Annotated in this window: 7 protein-coding genes and 1 pseudogene; all 8 read right to left on the reverse strand. The window is 41.6% G+C overall.

The genetic code is table 11. The features are described from left to right. On the reverse strand, nucleotides 1-241 hold a 241-nt coding region (locus JCM10596_RS28345), incomplete at its 3' end, for a condensation domain-containing protein (RefSeq protein WP_148302669.1). Further along, on the reverse strand, nucleotides 217-375 hold the full coding sequence (locus JCM10596_RS30600; protein ID WP_234410602.1) for a phosphopantetheine-binding protein: 159 nt from the start codon (nucleotides 373-375) through the stop codon (nucleotides 217-219). The genes JCM10596_RS28345 and JCM10596_RS30600, both read right to left, overlap by 25 nt. 191 nt (nucleotides 376-566) lie before the next feature. After that, a pseudogene (locus JCM10596_RS30605) lies at nucleotides 567-3,479 on the reverse strand (amino acid adenylation domain-containing protein); the annotation flags it as partial. A gap of 128 nt (nucleotides 3,480-3,607) precedes the next feature. After that, nucleotides 3,608-10,369 (reverse strand): non-ribosomal peptide synthetase, encoded by a 6,762-nt coding sequence (locus JCM10596_RS26915; protein WP_051541408.1) that lies wholly within the window; start codon nucleotides 10,367-10,369, stop codon nucleotides 3,608-3,610. A 128-nt stretch (nucleotides 10,370-10,497) separates the two neighbouring features. Further along, on the reverse strand, nucleotides 10,498-11,148 hold the full coding sequence (locus tag JCM10596_RS30970; protein WP_025028833.1) for a condensation domain-containing protein: 651 nt from the start codon (nucleotides 11,146-11,148) through the stop codon (nucleotides 10,498-10,500). Between the two features lie 8 nt (nucleotides 11,149-11,156). Continuing rightward, complete coding sequence (locus tag JCM10596_RS28365; RefSeq protein ID WP_025028834.1) at nucleotides 11,157-15,584, reverse strand: non-ribosomal peptide synthetase; 4,428 nt, start codon at nucleotides 15,582-15,584, stop codon at nucleotides 11,157-11,159. Continuing rightward, the gene (locus JCM10596_RS30975; RefSeq protein WP_051541409.1) at nucleotides 15,565-16,086 is read right to left on the reverse strand and encodes an AMP-binding protein; all 522 of its coding nucleotides are present in this window, start codon (nucleotides 16,084-16,086) and stop codon (nucleotides 15,565-15,567) included. Before JCM10596_RS30975 ends, JCM10596_RS28365 begins: the two co-directional genes overlap by 20 nt. 8 nt (nucleotides 16,087-16,094) lie before the next feature. Beyond that, nucleotides 16,095-18,922: condensation domain-containing protein (locus JCM10596_RS28375; protein WP_025028836.1), on the reverse strand; the 2,828-nt coding region annotated here is incomplete at its 5' end.

An 18,922-nucleotide genomic window follows, 5' to 3' on the forward strand; every position in this document is an offset into this window, starting at 1 on the left:
ACAGGTAGCCTTCTTCCGTCTGACGAAAGACCATACGTAAGGCATCATGGTGCTTCGTAAGCTTTTCGAGCACCTGCTGTAAGATCGCAATCTCAAAGCCTTCTCTTCGATACAGCATCATGGCTTGATTGAAGTGATGGTTCTCCTCCCATTCTTGCTCAAAGAACCACTGTTGAATAGGCGTTAACTTGGCTTCTCCCGTCACTTCTCCTTGCTCTATCGTTCTGCCAATGGCTTGCACATAAGGCTTAGCTTAGCAATTGTTGGGTATTTGAATAAGTCCTTCATTTCTAGCTTGTAGCCCGCCTGATACAAGCGAGAGGAAATTTGGATCGATTTAATCGAGTCTCCTCCTAGTTCGAAGAAGTGATCCATGATGCTCACCTTCGCTACTCCCAAGACGCCCTGCCAAATCGAAGCAAGAGTCTGCTCCACTTCCGTACGAGGGGCTACATAGGCGCTCCCTGTTTGAATACTTCCTTCCGGTGCAGGCAACGCTTTGCGATCCACTTTGCCATTCGGTGTGAGAGGAAGCTTTTCCAGCTGTACAAAGTAAGCTGGAATCATATAGCTAGGCAGCGATTTGGATAGGCGCTCTCTCCATTCGCTAACTGTTAGCACCTGATCTGCTACCACGTAGGCACATAATTGTTTCTGACCTGCCGCATCTTCACGTGCCACAACCACTGCTTCTTGGATTCCCTCTAGCTTCAAGAGCTGCGCTTCTATTTCACCGAGCTCAATTCTAAAGCCACGGATTTTCACCTGATCATCGATTCGACCTAGGTATTCAATGTTGCCATCTGGTAGCCAGCGTGCCAAATCTCCTGTGCGGTACATTCTTCCCCCTGATTCAAAGGGGTTCTCTATGAATTTCTCCGCAGTCAGCTCTGGTCGATTCAAGTAGCCCCGAGCGACGCCATCTCCTGCCACGCAGAGTTCACCAGGGACTCCAACGGGCTGTAGCTGATTTTTATTATTTAAGATATAGACTTGTTTATTTATGACTGGCTTCCCAATAGGGATGCTTTGACTCTCTTGATGTGTGCACTTGTAATAGGTTGCACAAACCGTGCCTTCCGTCGGACCATACGTGTTGTATACCTCTGAGGAAGCAAGATTAGAAAAGTGGCTCTTGAACAGAACATCTCCTCCTGAAATAAAGAGTCTGACGACATGCTCTTGCTCTATAAGATGCTGATTTAATTCATTCAGCAGCAACGGTGAGCAGGAAACAATACTGATCTGTTCGTCGATAATTCTTTCCGCTAACTTTCTCGGATCCAGTACATCTAGTTTAGGCACGATGACAATGGTGGCTCCTGTAACAAGCGCTGGATAGATTTCCTCTACCGAGGTATCAAAGGAAATAGAAGCTTGCTGTAGGATTCGATCCTGCTCGTGAACCTTAAACTCCTGCACGAAGCCGTGTACATAGCTTGAAAGATTAGCTCGCTCAATCAGGACCCCTTTCGGCTTGCCAGTCGTTCCAGAGGTATAGATAACATAAGCTAAATGCTGAGGCTCATTGATGATACCTACGTTCGAGCTCTCTTCATGATAGATTTCCTCATTTTCAAAGACGAAATTTTTTCCTTCGAAGCCTACTTTCTCTAGGAAGCGTTGCTGAACCAGGAGCACCTTCATTCCAGAATCTTCAAGCATATACTGAATGCGTTCCTCCGGATATTCTGGATCAATCGGCACATAAGCTCCTCCAGCTTTTAGAATAGCAAGCATCCCAATGATCATTTCGGCAGAGCGATCTGCATGATTCCTACCAGTGACTCGGCTTGTACACCTTCAGCTACTAACGTACGAGCCAAACGATTCGCTTTTTCATTTAATTCCAGGTATGTGATCCTTTGATTTCCACTTATGAGGGCTACTGCATCTGGTGTTCTTTCTACCTGCTCTTCAAATTGGTGCTCCATTGACTTTTGATTTACTATTTCTCTTCTCGTGTTGTTGAATCCATAAAGCATTTCTTCTTTTTCTTCTTGGCGCAAAATCTCTATTTCAGAGAGAGTTTGGTTTGGATTTTCGCCAATCTTGTTCAATAACTCTATAAAATGATGGGCGATTCGTTCTATCGTTTTGACATGATACAAGGAAGTAGAATATTCAAGATGACATAGAATATTTTCTTCTAACTCAAAGGCATCTAAGCTAAGATCAAACTTTGAAACCTGATGTTCCATAGGATAAGGCTTCAATTGCAGTCCTTCAGTTTCTCCCTCACCTTTTTCAGCACTTTCTAGGGAGAACATGGTGTCAAATAAAGCATTTCGACTTAGATCTCTGCTGATATTTAATTTTTCTACTAGCTCTTCAAATGGATATTCTTGATTTTCATAGGCTTGTAGAGTCGTTTCTTTGACTTCTTTAAGAAATTCCACAAATGTTTTTTCACCAGCCGGGTAATTACGGATGGCTAACGTATTAATAAACATTCCAATCAGCGGCTCTAAATCAGCATGTGACCTTCCAGCGATTGGGGTACCCACAATGATATCCTGCTGTCCACTATATCTGTGTAATAGCGTATTGTATGCCGCCATTAGCACCATGTAGAGTGTTGTGCCTGTTTGTGTAGTAAGTTGCTTTAGTTTCTTAGTGATACTAGGGTGGATCACAAATTTAAAGGTGTTTCCAGCAAAGCTTTGCACAGCGGGTCGTACAAAATCAGTAGGTAATTCTAATACAGGAAGAGTTCCAGAGAAGGTCTGCAACCAATATTTTTCTTGATTTTTTATACGTTTGCTTTGAACCTCTGACTGTTGCCATACCGCATAGTCTTTGTATTGGATACGGAGTGGCGGTAAATCTTCTCCTACGTATAGTCCACTGAACTCTTGCAACAACAGATCAGTTGACACGCCATCAGAAATGATGTGGTGCATATCTAACAATAGAAGGTGGCGTTCTGTTTCTAATTGAACTAAGCCGACTCGAAGTAAAGGCGCTTTTTCAAGATCAAACGCACGGACAAATCGACGAATGATATCTTCCGTTTCTTCTTCCTGAGCCTTCATCTCCTCTATTTCAAAAACAATCTCATGTTCTTGATAGATTCGTTGCATAGGGGTTCCATTTACTACTTCAAAGCTCGTTCTTAAGGTTTCGTGGCGAGCGATGAGTTGACGGAAAGCAAGTTCGAATTGATGACGATCAACCTTCCCTTCAAGAAGCATGACGTTAGGGATGTTATAGGTTAGTTCAGCTCCTTCTAACTGATGCAGGACGTACAATCTTTTTTGTCCAGAAGAAACAGGATAAAATTTGCTCTCTTCCACGACTGGAATCGATAAATATTGTTTTTGCTCCATCCCTTCAATTTCTGTTGCCATTGCTTCTAATGTAGGTAAATCAAAAACAACTCTCAATGGTACTTGAATGTTCATTTCCTTATGAATCTTAGACACCAAGGTCGTGGCACGCAAGGAATGTCCACCTAATTCAAAGAAATGATCCTTCATCCCAATTTGTTCGACTCCAAGCACTTCTTGCCAAATTTGTACAAGCTTCTCCTCTGTTGATGTGCGCGGGGCAACATATTCTTTCCCAGAAGCATTGCTCCCTTCAGGCTTAGGTAAAACTTTTCGATCTATTTTCCCGTTAGGGTCAAAGGAAGCTGTTCCAATTGTACGAAAAAGGCTGGAATCATATGATTTGGTAGCTCCTGTGCAAGTTGTTCTCTTATCTCACTTATGTTCATTTTCTGCTGTGCAACAAAATAAGCACATAGATATTTTTGTCCTGTTTCATCATCTAGAGCAACGATGACGGCTTCTTCAATCTCTTTTGATTTCAGCATTTGTGATTCTATTTCACCAAGCTCAATTCTAAATCCACGAATCTTGACCTGATGATCAATTCTACCTAGGTATTCTATTTTTCCATTTGGTAGAAAGCGAGCCAAATCTCCTGTACGATACATCCGAGTTCCTGGTGTGAAAGGATTCTCTACGAATTTTTCTGCTGTCAGCTGAGGTTGATTTAGATATCCACGAGCGATTCCAGCTCCTGCGACGCAGAGCTCACCAGGTACATTGGTAGGCAAGAGCTTCCCTTGTTCATCTAATATGAAGACCTGATGGTTCCAAATCGGTTGACCGATTGTCAGTTGACCTTGACCAAGATTTCGTTCAAAAGTAGTCACTACACTATTTTCCGTTGGCCCGTATTCATTAACCAATTCAACATGAGGTAATACACGATGGCTTTTTTCTAGTAAGGAAGGAAGAATACGATCCCCTGCCAAGGTAATCATTCTCAGTTTTTGGCTCAGTTCAGGCTCTATGACATCGAGTAGGGCTGCATATAAGCTAGGAACACTGATGAAATGAGTAATGCCTTCTCTCGATATATATTGACGAATCGCTAACGGATCACGAGCCTCATGTTCACCTAGTAAATAAACACTTGCTCCAGATAGCAATGGAGTAAATAAACTCGTTACAAACCCGTCAAACGAGAAAGAGAATAATTGAAGTACGTTATCCCTCTCGCTCAATTGGTACTCCTGTTTACGCCATGATAATGAATTAACTACACTCTGATGTTCGATCATAACTCCTTTTGGATTTCCAGTAGTTCCTGAGGTATAGATAACATAAGCTAGATTATGCCATGTACTTGTTGAGTCTACATTCTGAATGCTGTACTGAGAGAAAGAGTCTGATTGCAGCTCGATCAATCTAATGGAGTTCGCTAGAGTCAGAGATGTTTCGGATGTAGTAATAAGGTACTGACATTGACTATCATCAAGCATATAGCGAATACGTTCTAGTGGATAAGCAGGATCAATTGGCAAGTAAGCTCCGCCGGCTTTCAGTACGGCAAAAATAGCAATGACCATCTCTAATGAGCGTTCAGCCATGACTCCTACTAATTGATCCGCTTGCACTCCTTCTTCTCTAAGCAAGCATGCCAATTGGTTTGCTTTTTCATTTAGTTCACGGTACGTTAACGTCTGCCCCTCGAAAACAACAGCCACTTGTTCCGGTATACGTACTACCTGTTCTTCAAATAATTGATGCAAAGTCTTTTTTGCTTGATATTCTACACTGGTAGAATTAAAGACTCCTAGAATTTCCTTCTGCTCCTCAGGTAATAACAGATCTAATTCTCTAACTAAGCGTTGTGGAGAATCTACGATTTGCTCTAGCAGATGTATGAACTGGTTTTGAATCCTCTGCATGGTTGCAGGATCATACACTTCGGTGTTGAACTCCAGATTGATCTTGAATTCTTCACCAGGCATAACGACAAAATTCAGATCATAATTCGTTTGTTCCATGGCAAAAACATCCATGATCTCTAGACTTTTTTGTTCTAGCTGTTCTGCCTTTTCGATTTGCTCCTCTACAGGGTAATTTTCAAAAATCATGATATGGTTGATCAAATTTTGTTTTTGTTCGGTTTGAGCTTGAATTTCGTATAATGGGTAATAATCAAAGCCTTGGGAAGCTAAGGCTTGTTCTTGAACCTTTCGAATCACAGACTCTACCGATTCTCCAGCCTGACAAGAAATGCGGACAGGAATGGTATTAATAAATAATCCAACCATCTGTTCAATCCCTCGAATTTCAGCTGGTCGACCTGATACAACACTTCCAAACACAACATCCTGAGTACCACTATATCTTTGAAGTAGAATTCCCCATGCTGTTTGAATCAGTGAATTAACCGTGACTTGATATTTTTTAGCAAGGTTATTCAACTGCAATGTTAATTCTTTACCCAAGCCACGAATCTGTTTCTTAGTAACATAGGTTGTATGTGAAGTTGGAGCCGCTTTTTGAGGAAGATGTGTCTCTCCTTCAAGATGCGCAAGATATTCTCTCCAATATTCCGCTGCTGCTTGACTGTTTTGCTGTTCTAGCCACTCAATATATTGACTGTAGGATACGACTTCATCCAATTCTGGCTGTTGCTGCTGCTGGTAAGCAAAATATGTTTGGAGCATTTCATTAATCAGAATGGGCAAGCACCAACCATCCATTAAAATGTGATGAAAGCTCCACGTAAGCTGATATTCCTGTTCGTTTGTTCGGAAAATCGATAAGCGGATAAGTGAATCCTTCTCTAAGTTAAAGCCACTAGCCCTATCTTTTTTCATGAACTGTTCTATATAGTCCTCATATGCTTCCATCTGCATTTCACTTACATCTTCATAATAAAACGGAATATCACGCATTCGAAAAACGATTTGCTGTGGTTCTTCCTTCCACCCACTATAAAAATTGGTGCGCAGGATCGCATGGCGCTTAATTAGTGATTGAAAGCTTTTCTTAAATACCTCTACGTCTAAGCTTCCCTGCATGGCAAAGGTTACTTGTTCAAAGTATGCCCCTGAATGAGGGTTCATTTGGCTATGAAACCACATTCCTTTCTGCATAGGGGTTAAGCTGTAAAGGTTCTCAAGCTCACCAATGTGCTTGGTTTCTGCTACAACCTGCTCCAACTCTGCAATGGCAAGACCTTTCAATAAAACATCACTAGGTGTCAGCTCCGTATCTCTCTTGCTCACGCAATGAGCAATCACTTCTTGAAGACTTTCTTTTAAGCATTGAGCAAAAGATTCCATGGTTTCTCTTTGGTACTCTAAATGACTATAGCTTATGGCTAATACAAGTTCACCTTCACCAATCATTCCATTTACATCTAAAGTATATGTACGAGCTTGTTTTGCACTTCGATCCAAGCCGCTGGAATAAGAGGATACTTCCTTGCTCTGGATATCCTGATCAAATTGCCCAAGATAATTGAAGCTGATTTCAGGGGCAAAACCAGAATGAGATTGGAAAGACTGTTGAGTTAAATAACGCCAAATCCCATAGCCAATTCCTTTGTTCGGAATCTGACGCAGGGCTTCCTTCACACTCTTAATCTGGTAGCCTAGGTTCTTTCCTTCTGCCATCTCCAACAAAACGGGATATTGACTAGTAAACCACCCAACTGTACGCGTGATATCAAGCTCTGGGAGGATTTCTTCACGTCCATGTCCTTCAAGATTGATCTTCACTTGAGTTAAGCCGCTCCATCTATAAATGGCTAAGCCTAAAGCTGTCAGCAGAATATCGTTTACTTCTGTGTTATAAGCACGAGGAACCTGCTTGAGTAGCTGCTCTGTTTCCTCGCGACTCCACTGAACGGTGATGGAGTTACTTGTACCAACCAATGCCTGCTGGTGTAAGTAGTCTTTAGGTAAAGCCTGGGTTTCGATCTGTGTGACCTTCTGCCAATAAGCCCCTTCTTGTACCATCGCCTGACTCTGCGCATAAGAAGAAAGCTGTTCAGCCCATGTCAGGAAGGAGTCGGTTTTCTGCGGAAGTCGAATGTCTTCTCCCTTAGCTGCTTGTTCGTACCCAGTGGAAAGGTCCTCAATGAGAATTCTCCATGAAACGACATCAATCACTAAATGATGAATGACAACAAGTAAATGATCGCCATCCTCACACTGGAACAAGCCGAGCTTCAGTAGCGGTCCTTCGCTTAGATTCAAACTACTTTGAATTTGATTGGCTTTGGCTTCAATCGCCTCTGCAACCCCAGTTACATTTCTGAAGTCTAGTACTTCCAATTCATACAGCTTTTCACCCTGAATCCTTCGATTCAAAGCCTGATAGCCCTGTTCGGTCTGACGAAAGACCATTCGCAACACATCATGATGCTCAGCCAGCTTTTGTAGCACCTGCTTCAAGGCAACGATATTAAAACCATCTTCCCGATACAGCATCATGGCTTGATTGAAATGGTGGTTCTCCTCCCACTCTTGTTCAAAGAACCAATGTTGAATAGGGGTTAATTGTGCTTCTCCCGTCACTTCTCCTTGCTCGATTGTTCTACCGGTGGCTTGTACATAAGGACTCAGCTTGGCGATAGTCGGATATTTAAAAAGGTCCTTCATCTCTAGCTTGTACCCCGCCTGATGTAATCGAGAGGAAATCTGAATCGATTTAATCGAGTCCCCACCCAGTTCAAAGAAGTGATCCATGATACCTACCTTCTCAACTCCCAAGACTCCCTGCCAAATCGAAGCAAGGATCTGCTCCACTTCAGTACGAGGAGCTACATACTCCGTGCCAATATGCAGGTTTTCTTCAGGTTCCGGTAAAGCTTTACGGTCAATTTTACCGTTTGGTGTGAGTGGAAGCTTGTCCATTGAAACAAAAAATGTTGGAATCATATAGCTTGGTAATTCTTTAGCTAGAAGCTCTCTAAGTTCACTAGTCGGAATGCTTTCGTTTGAAACATAATAAGCACACAGCTGCTTCTGACCAGAATTATCTTCACGAACGATTACCACAGCTTCCTGAATCATGTGCAATTTAGACAATTGGGCTTCTACTTCTCCAATCTCAATTCTAAATCCCCTGATTTTGACTTGATGATCTAGTCTTCCTAAATACTCAATTCCTCCATCTGGAAGCCATTTCACCAAATCTCCTGTACGATATAATTTCTGACCTGAGCTCCAAGGATGCTGTACAAACTTTTCAGCGCTTAGCTCTGGCAAGTTCAGATAACCTTGTGCTAGTCCATCGCCCCCTATATATAGTTCACCCGCCACACCAATTGGAGCCAACTGACCTGCTGGGCTCACAACATACACCTGAGTATGCTGAATAGGTTTTCCAATTGGAATAGAAGTTCGTTCTACATCCTCCATGGTGATTGGATGACAACACGTGAAGGTGGTGTTTTCTGTAGGACCATATCCATTAATCAGTCGAACTTGTTCTAATTCCAAAACTTTTTTGGCATGAGGGATCGATACAACATCTCCTCCAACTAACAATTGCTTTACTCCGCGCAGTCCTTGGAGATGATTTTCTACCATCACATTAAACAACCCTGAGGTCAGCCATAAGATACTCACCTGCTGCTGCTGAATGACTTGAATCCACTCTTCCAGCGTCGGTGATTGAGGTGGAAGTAATACTAATTTAGCGCCATTTAATAGACTTCCCCACAACTCAAAAGTGGCAGCGTCAAAAGAGATCGTTGAGCCCTGTAAAAAAACATCTGATGCGCTGATATCGACATAGTCATTGGCTACAACTAAACGTATCACTCCTCTATGAGGGACCAAGACACCTTTTGGAGTACCTGTTGATCCAGATGTATAGATCACATAGGCTAGATTTTCTCCATTCCCTGTGTGGGTTGGATTATGCATGTTTTCTAGGTGGACATCCTCTTTTCTATCCAAACAAATGGTTCGTTCAGTTGCGGGTAATCTTTCAACAAGATGGCTTTGTGTAACTAATATCTTAATCTTGGTATCCTCTAGCATATAAACAATTCGATCTTGTGGATACGTTGGATCTATTGGTACATAGGCGCCTCCTGCTTTCAAAATACCAATCAATCCTACTAGCATCTCGATCGAGCGCTCAACACAAATGCCGACAAGGGTATTTGCAGTTACTCCTTCGTTCTGTAAACGATGAGCCACTTGATTCGCACGTCTATTTAATTCAGCGTAAGTAAGTTGTTGATCACCTTGTACTACTGCTATCGCATCTGGATTCAATAGTACCTGTTCTTCAAACGCTTGGTGGATCGTTTTTTCTCTTGGATACAGGGCTTTTGTATTATTGAAATCTACTAAAAGCTTATTTCTTTCCTCTTCGCTTAGCACTTCTACTTTATCCACTTCTAGTTCAGGCTGAAAGAGGACAATGGACAAAATTTTGTTGATATGATGATGAATTTGTTCAACAAAATGAGGATGATAAAATTGTTGATCAAATAGAATGTTTAAATAGATCCATTCCTGTTGCCTCTCAAATTCAAACATCATACGCGGGACAACACTATGGCAATATTCGTATTGGTGAAGGTTTTTTAAGCAGGCTAAGGTGTGAACGATGGGTAAGCCATTCGCATCATATTCAATATGTAAATTTTGTGTCATTTTACTAAATGGGATGTCTTGATGCTCTTCTGATTGTTCGATGGAGGTTTTCATTTCAGCTAATAAACGTCTAAACGTATATTCACCGCTTAGTTGATTTTTTAGCATCAGAAGATCGTTGACAAGGGTTGATTCATTCTCTTCATCTCGTACGGTTGGTACTCCCAGAATCATATTTTCTTCATTTGTGTACTTATAGAGCAAGCACTGTAAGCCTGCAAGTAGAATCATAAACATAGCCATATCAGAACCTTGAGCTATAGCCGTGATTCTTTGAGATACTTCTGGAGATAATGTGTCACCATATGAATCTATTTTATTTGTTTCTAGATCACTCAAAGATTTTGGAGAAGCTTGGCTGAACGGAATGGAACTGATCTGATCTTCATAAGAAAATTGTTTTCTCCAATAAGCTTCTTCTACTTCAAATACCTTTTTCACTTAATCTCACCTCTGCTTTTCTTCAAACATCGTTTTGTTCTTCATGATTTAGTAGAATGATAATTTGGCAAGTGTATGCGACTTGTACCATCACATACACTTGCTTTTTAGACCGTTGAAAAAAGGAGCTAGAATACGAACTCAACGGATTTTGCCAAACTTTTACTCTTTGAAACAGGTTGAAGATTTATATCCTTTAGTTTCTTGCTTGGCTCTTGGGAAATATCCTCTAAAACCTGCACATAATCTTTTGCTAATCGATCAATCATGCTCTTTTTGAACAGCCTTGTGCAATATTGAAAGGCACCGCTCATCTGACCTTTCCCTACACTAATTCCTAGCAATAAATCAAATTTAGCTATTGTCTGCTGATAATCAGGTGCGATGGATGAAGTGTTGTCCTCTTGTGCTTCTGCTCCTAGATTTTCTAAGACAAACATGGTGTCAAAAAGAGGGTTGCGACTGCGATCTCTTGGAATATTTAGTTTCTCTACCAGCTCTTCAAATGGGTAATCCTGATTCTCATAGGCTTGCAATGCGTTCTTTTTCACTTCACTTAGAAACTCTTCAAATGTTTTTTCTGAAGCTGGATAATTGCGCATCGCCAACGTGTTAACAAACATACCAAGTAGTGCCTCTAAGTCAGCATGTGTTCTTCCAGCAATCGGTGTCCCGACAATTACATCTTCTTGTCCACTGTATTTTGAAAGCAAAATAGAATAAGTAGCTAATAAAATCATGTATACTGTGCAGCCTTGATCCTCAGCTAATTTTTCCACCTGTTCTATCAGCTGGCGTGAAACTCAAATTCTAGCGTATCTCCTTCAAAACTTCGTACGGTAGGTCTTTCAAAATCAGTCGGCAGTTCTAATGTAGGAAGCTTTCCGCTAAATACCTCTAACCAATAGCCTTCTTGCTTTTTCATTCTTCCATTCTGCATTTCATTTTGCTGCCATACAGCATAGTCCTTATACTGTATTCTCAGCGGAGGAAGTTCTAGTTGTTCTTCATACATTTGGAAGAACTCTTGGATCAGGATACGCATAGAAGCAGCATCTGAGATAATGTGATGCATGTCTAACAAAAGAAGATGACGATGCTTTTCTAATTCAACTAAGCCAACTCGCAATAAAGGGGGTTTTGCTAATGTGAAAGCTCGGATAAATCGATCCATGATCTCTTCCACTTCTTCTGCTTCTGCTTTTTCGAATTCCAAAGAAAAATCAATTTCTTGATAGATCCTTTGTACTGGCTCACCATCTACTTCCTCAAATCCCGTACGCAACGTTTCGTGACGATCGATTAACTTGCGAAATACACCTTCTACTTTTAGCCTATCTAGCTCTCCTTCTAGCACCATCATATCCGGCATGTTATAGCTTAGTTCTGCTCCCTCCACCTGTTGAAGAATATAGATTCTTTTTTGTGCTGAGGAAACCGGATAATATTCTCTTTCAGTAATAACTGGAATTGCCACATGCTCATAGTGTCCCATTCCTGTCATTTCTTCTGCCAATGCTTCTATAGTTGGTGACTGGAAGATGATACGTAGAGGAAGCACAATATTTAATTCCTTGTGTATTCTTGATACCAATGTAGTGGCTCGTAAAGAGTGTCCTCCTATGGCGAAGAAATTGTCCTTCACCCCAATTCTTTGAATTCCCAGAATCTCTTGCCACATCTGTACAAGTCTTGTTTCCGTTTCTGTTCGTGGTGCTACGTACTCTGTTCCCGATTGAAGCCCTTCTTCTGGGCTTGGCAGAGCTTTACGATCAATTTTTCCACTTGCTGTTAACGGCATTTCCTTCAACTGCACAAAATAAGATGGAATCATATACCCTGGTAGTTCAAGTGAAAGAGCTCCTCGTACTTCGCTTATATTACACTCATGTTCTGCTACAAAATAGGCACATAGATGCTTTTGCCCCGTTTGATCATCTTGAGCGATCACCACAGCTTCTTGCATCGCTTCAACCTTTAGCAATTGAGCTTCGATCTCCCCAAGTTCAATCCTAAAACCACGGATTTTTACTTGATGATCGATTCTTCCTAAGTACTCAATATTTCCATCAGGAAGCCAACGTGCCAAATCTCCTGTACGATACCAGCGCCCCTCTGTTAGCTTATTCTCTCCAATAATGTGGACAAAGGATGTTTCATTCAAATCCCCTCGATTCAAATAACCCCTAGCTAATCCTGCTCCTCCTAAGTAGAGCTCTCCCGGAACACCGATCGGTTGCAGCTGACCTTCCTTACTAACAATGAGTGCTTGAATGTTGTCCAATGGTTTTCCAATAGGAATTCTTTCCTCAGTGCCAATTACACTGTAGCTAGTAGCATAGATCGTTGACTCTGTAGGTCCATAGATATTCTCTAACATAACTCCTGTTTTAAGAGCGTTGAATTTAGCAACGATTTGCGGGGATACAGCTTCGCCCGCAACAAAAATATATCTGAGCTGTCGTAATTTCTCCCTATCACTGCTGTCCAACATGTCAAGGAAGACGTGAAGCATAGATGGTGCGAAATTCATGTGTGTGATTCCCTTTTGCTCCACTACGTTCAAAATGCTTCTCGGATCTTTTTCATCACCCGGTGGTAATATCACGAGTCTTCCCTCACCGACAAACCAGCCAAAAAGCTCCGTTACGGAAACATCGAAAGTAAATGTGGTTTTTAATAGATAGGCATCTGTTGCTTTTACAGGATATTTGCGCTCTAAGGCGACTAAAATATTACTAACAGATTGATGTTCAATCATAATCCCTTTAGGTTTACCCGTCGACCCAGATGTATAAATGACATAGGCTAAGTCCCTTGGGCTGGAAGCAGATTCGATATTCATCTTCCGTTTTTCTGTTTCCATAATCTCGTTAAGTCCAAATATGGTATTGGAATACCCTTCAGGCTTACTCAAATGCTCTTGGATTAAGAGAATAATTGCCTCGCTATCCTCCAAAATATAGTCGATCCGTTCTGCTGGATAGGCTGGATCAATCGGCACATAGGCACCGCCAGCTTTTAAAATCCCTAAAATTCCAACGATCATTTCCAGAGAGCGCTCTGCCATGATTCCCACAACTTTATCAGCCTGAACACCATGATCGCGTAACACCCATGCCACTTTGTTTGCCTGTTCATTTAGCTCACGATAGGACCATGCTTGATCTTCAAATACGACTGCAACAGCATTAGGATTTCGCTCCACTTGTTCTTCAAAAAACTGCTGAATTGTTTTTTCTTTCGGATAGGCTACAGCTGTATTATTGAAGACTGTCATTAACTCCGTTTGTTCCTCAGGACTCATCATTTCCAAAGAAGCGATCTCTCGTTCTGGATGGTGAACCAAATTTGTAACCAATTGGAGAAGATGATAAGCCATACGTTCAATGGTTTTTTGCTCATACAGACTCGTTCTATATTGAATATTGCAGGCAATCTCTTCATCTGATTCTACGGCAACAAAAGTCAGGTCAAATTTGGCAATTTGATGCTCCTGTGAATATGGTTTTAACTGCAATCCCGTTATTTCCCGTTCAGTATGTTCTATGTTTTGTAGAACAAACATGGTGTCGAATAAGGCATTGCGGCTTAAATCTCTATTCACAACCACCTTTTCTACCAATTCCTCAAACGGATACTCTTGATGCTCATAAGCACTTAGTGTGATTTCTTTGATTTCATTCAGATAGTGTAGAAATGTTTTTTCTCCAGAAGGATAACTGCGAATCGCTAGTGTATTAACAAACATTCCTATCACAGCTTCAAGATCTGCATGGGCTCTGCCTGCGATCGGTGTTCCCACAATCACATCTTCCTGCCCACTATATTTGTGTAGTAAAGTTGTGTACGTTGCCAGCAAAAGCATGTATAAGGTGCTACCCGTTTGAGCGGCTAGTTTTTTTAGTTTTTTGCTTATATCAGGAGGAATGATGAACTCAAATGATCCTCCAGAAAAGTTTTGCAGAGCAGGTCTTACATGATCTGTAGGCATCTCTAACACTGGGAGATCGCCAGCAAAAACATCTAGCCAATAGGCTTCCTGTTGCTTCGTCTGCTCACTTTGCACTTGAGATTGTTGCCAAACAGCATAATCCTTGTATTGGATTCGTAAAGGAGGTAAGCTTTCTCCCTCATATAATCGCACAAACTCTTCCATTAGAATCGTAGAAGAAACTCCGTCAGAGATCATATGGTGCGTGTCTAACATGAGAATATGTCGATCTGGCGCTACCTCAATTAATCCAACTCGTAGTAAGGGAGGTTGCTCTAGATTAAATTCTCGAACAAAGCGTTGGATGATTTCTTCCGCTTCCTCTTCTGTCGCTTTGACATATTCAACGGCAAAAGGAACATCTTGATAGACACGTTGTACAGGCTCACCCTCTATCATTTCAAACCCCGTTCTTAGTGACTCATGACGCTGAATCAGCTGTTTGAAGGCTGCTTCCATTCTTACTAGATCAAGCTTACCTTCCAATACCATTTCATCAGGCATGTTATAGCTCAGTGCGGCTCCTTCTAGCTGATGAAGGATATATAATCTCTTTTGGGCTGAAGAAACAGGGTATACTTCCCTCTCCTCAACAATTGGAATGGAATCATGTTTGTTTTTCTCCAGTTTAAATAATTCTTCAGCCATCATTTCTAATGTAGGTGCTTGAAACACGGCTCTTAATGGTAGAGCAATATCCATTTCTCGATGTATTTTTGCCACCAGAGTCGTTGCTCTAAGCGAATGTCCTCCAAGATCAAAGAAATTATCCTTTATTCCAATTCGCTCGATTCCCAATACCTCATGCCAAAGCTGAACTAATTGAGCTTCCATTTCGTTTCGTGGAGCTACATATTCTGCTCCACTTTGCACTCCCTCTTCTGGAGCTGGCAGTGCTTTACGATCTATTTTCCCATTAACGGTTAACGGGAATTGGGCTAATTGAACAAAGTAAGACGGAAGCATATAGCTAGGTAATTTTTCAGCTAAGCTTTTTCTTAGTTCATGACTAGAAAGAGCTTGATCCGCAACATAATACGCACATAATAGCTTATGACCTACTTGATCTTGGCGCGCTAGGACGATTCCTTCCTTGATGTTCTCCTGTTTTAATAGCTGTGCCTCGACTTCACCAAGCTCAATGCGATAGCCGCGTATTTTGACCTGATCATCGACTCGACCGATATATTCAATACTTCCATTAGGAAGCCAACGTGCCAAATCTCCTGTACGATAGATTCTTTCTCCCGCTTTTAGCGGATTCTCCAGGAATACCTTTTCTGTGAGTGCGAGGTTGTACTCCGGCACCTCCAATATATACTTCGCCCACCACACCAATCGGAACCATTTTTTGTTGTGAATCCAAGATATAAATAGACTGATTGGCTAGAGGTTTTCCAATTGGAACAGTATGAACATCAGATACATCCTCTTCGATGGTGTAAGCCGTTGCATCAACACAACATTCAGTCGGTCCGTATACATTTGAGATTTTCGGCTGATATCCTTGCCATTTGGTTCTCATCTGTTGGACAAGGTGTGCTGGTAAGGCTTCTCCACCAATGATAAAATGCTGAACACCAATATCGTCCGAAACATGACCCATTTCAACGATGATTTGCAAATGGGCAGGTGTCCCATCAGAGATATCAATTTCTCTTGCTTTGTAGTAATTAATGAGGTGCTCCCCGCTCATACTTACTTGCTTCGGTACAATGTACAAGATATGTCCTAATAAAAGACTGGCAAAGATTTGCTGTACGGAAGCATCAAAGACATACGGTGAAAGCCAGGCAACACGGCAGGAGCTTGATAATCTTTGTAAATATGCTCCTTTAATCCTAGGACGAGGTTGCTTACATTTCTATGTTCTATCATGACTCCCTTCGGATTTCCCGTCGTTCCCGATGTATAGATCACATAGGACAGCTGGTGTGAGCTTGAACTAATTGGCAGGTTGTTCCCTGCATACGTTTTTAAGGTATCATCTGTTAAATAAAGCTTATGGATTTCTTGTGGTAGTTTGCCTTCCTGTTCTTGCAGGGTTACAACCAAATCTACTCCGCTGTCGGTCAGCATAAAATGAATACGCTCTTCTGGAGCTAATGGATCTATTGGCAAGTATGCACCACCTGCTTTCAAAATCCCCAAGATTCCTACGATCATTTCAACCGAGCGCTCCATCATGATCCCTACTACAGACTCTGTTTTCACACCCGCAGCTTGAAGTTTCCTTGCTAGTTTGTTCGCCCTTTCGTTCAGTTCCCGATAGGTTAATTCATGATCTTCGAAGACAACGGCGGTTTGTTCTGGTGAACGTTCTACCTGCTCTTCAAATAACTGATAGAGTGTTTTCTCTTCCGCACTCATGCTTACTGTTTGATTGAACTCTTCAAGCATTCTGTGCTTCTCATCTGCCGTCACGACTTCTATATCCTGTACAGCTATTTGCGGATTTTTTGTAATTTGTGCGAATAAGTTAAGCAGATGTCTTTGAATTTGTTCTATAACGTTGAAATCATATACCACAGCATTGTATTCCAGAATGATTTTGAGCTCTTCACCTGGTATCACAATTAAATTGAAATCATAATTCGTTTGTTCGATCGCCATTGCGTCAGTGATCTCTAGCTGATCTTGAACTTGTCCTGTTTGTTGCTCCATTTCTTCTTCTACTGGATAATTTTCGAAGACGACAATGTGATTGATTAAGCTTTGCTTTTGTTCTGTTAGTGCTTGTATCTCATATAAAGGATAATAATCGTATGTTTGAGAAGCCAATGCTTGTTCTTGGATAGATTGAATGAGAGAAACAAAGGACTCTTCAGCTTCACAACGAATCCGCACAGGAATTGTATTAATAAATAAGCCAATCATATGTTCAATTCCCATCACTTCAGTCGGTCTTCCAGACACAACACTTCCGAACACGACATCCTGATTTCCATTGTATTTTTGTAATAGAAGCCCCCAAACCGTTTGGATAAATGTATTCACCGTTACCTGATGTTCTTGCGCAATGTCATTGATTTTACGGGTAACGTCCTCATCCAAATCACAAATCACATGTTTTTGTACATATTCAGTAGCTTTTCCATCCACTTTAGGCTGCAACAGCAATGTTTGCTGATCATAGCCTGCAAGATACTTCTTCCAATAGGCTTCTGCTTTTTCATTCTCTTGCTGTTCTAACCATTCAATGTAACCACTGTAGGATGCCACAGCAGGAAGCTTAGGTGATCGTTGCTCCTGGCTCGCTTCATACATTTCTATTACTTCTTTCAGCAGGACTGGTAAGCACCATCCATCCATAAGAATATGATGGAAGCTCCAGATAAATCGATAGCTGGTATTCTCAATATGAAGAATAGATAAACGCATCAAAGCATCCTGCCTTAAGTCGAAGCTTCGTTTTTTGTCCTGCTCCATGAATTTCTCGATATAAGCTTCAGATTCATTCTGAGCCAGCTTACGTAGGTCCTCGTAATAAAAATCTATATTTTTCGTACGATAAACCACCTGTAAGGGCTCTTCCTTCCATTCACTGTAGAAATTCGTGCGTAAAATAGCATGACGTTTTACTAGTTTCTCAAAACTATCCTTAAATAGCTCTATATTCAATCTTCCCTGCATATTAAATATCGTTTGCTCGAAATAGGCACCAGATTGCGGGTCCATTTGGCTGTGGAACAGCATTCCCTTCTGCATCGGAGTAAGTCTGTAGATATTCTCAATCTCACCAATGGCTTTGGTTTGTTCGACAATCTGCTCTACTTCTTCGATGGTGAGCCCTTTCAATAAAACATCGCTTGGTGTTAACTCTGTCTTTTCTTTGGTAATACAATGGGCAATGATTTCTTGAAGTCTTTCCTTCAGACATTGAGCCAGCTTCTCGATCGTTCCTCTGTGGTATTCTAAAGGACTGTAGCTAATATCTAGCATCAGCTCTCCTTCGGATACCATGCCATTCAGATCTAAGGCATAATTACGTAAATGCTTGTCACTGCTGGTCGCTCCCGTGGAATAAGGAGAAACTCCCTCTTCCTGAATATCCTGATCAAATTGACCCAAATAATTGAAGCTGATCTCTGGTTCTACTCCCCATTCCATCCCTTCGGCATGGCGGGACAAGTAACGCCAAATGCCATAGCCAATTCCTTTGTTTGGAATCTGACGCAGCGCTTCCTTCACACTCTTAATCTGGTAGCCCAGATGCTTTCCTTCTTTGATTTCCAACAAGACGGGATATTGACTGGTAAACCATCCAACCGTACGTGTGATATCTAGCTCGGGCAGGATTTCTTCTCGTCCATGTCCTTCAAGATTGATCTTCACTTGGGATAAGCCACTCCAGCTGTGAAGCGCCATGCCTAAAGCGGTAAGCAGGATATCGTTCACTTCCGTGTTATACGCACGGGGAACCTGCTTGAGTAACTGTTCTGTTTCCTCGCGATTCCACTGTACAGTGATGGATTCACTGGCGCCAGCCAAGACCTGCTGGTGCAGATGGTCTTTCGGTAACGGCTGGGTTTCGATCTGTGTGATCTTCTGCCAATAAT

Source organism: Caldalkalibacillus mannanilyticus JCM 10596, assembly GCF_000615945.1.
In the GTDB taxonomy this organism is placed as follows: domain Bacteria; phylum Bacillota; class Bacilli; order Caldalkalibacillales; family JCM-10596; genus Bacillus_AT; species Bacillus_AT mannanilyticus.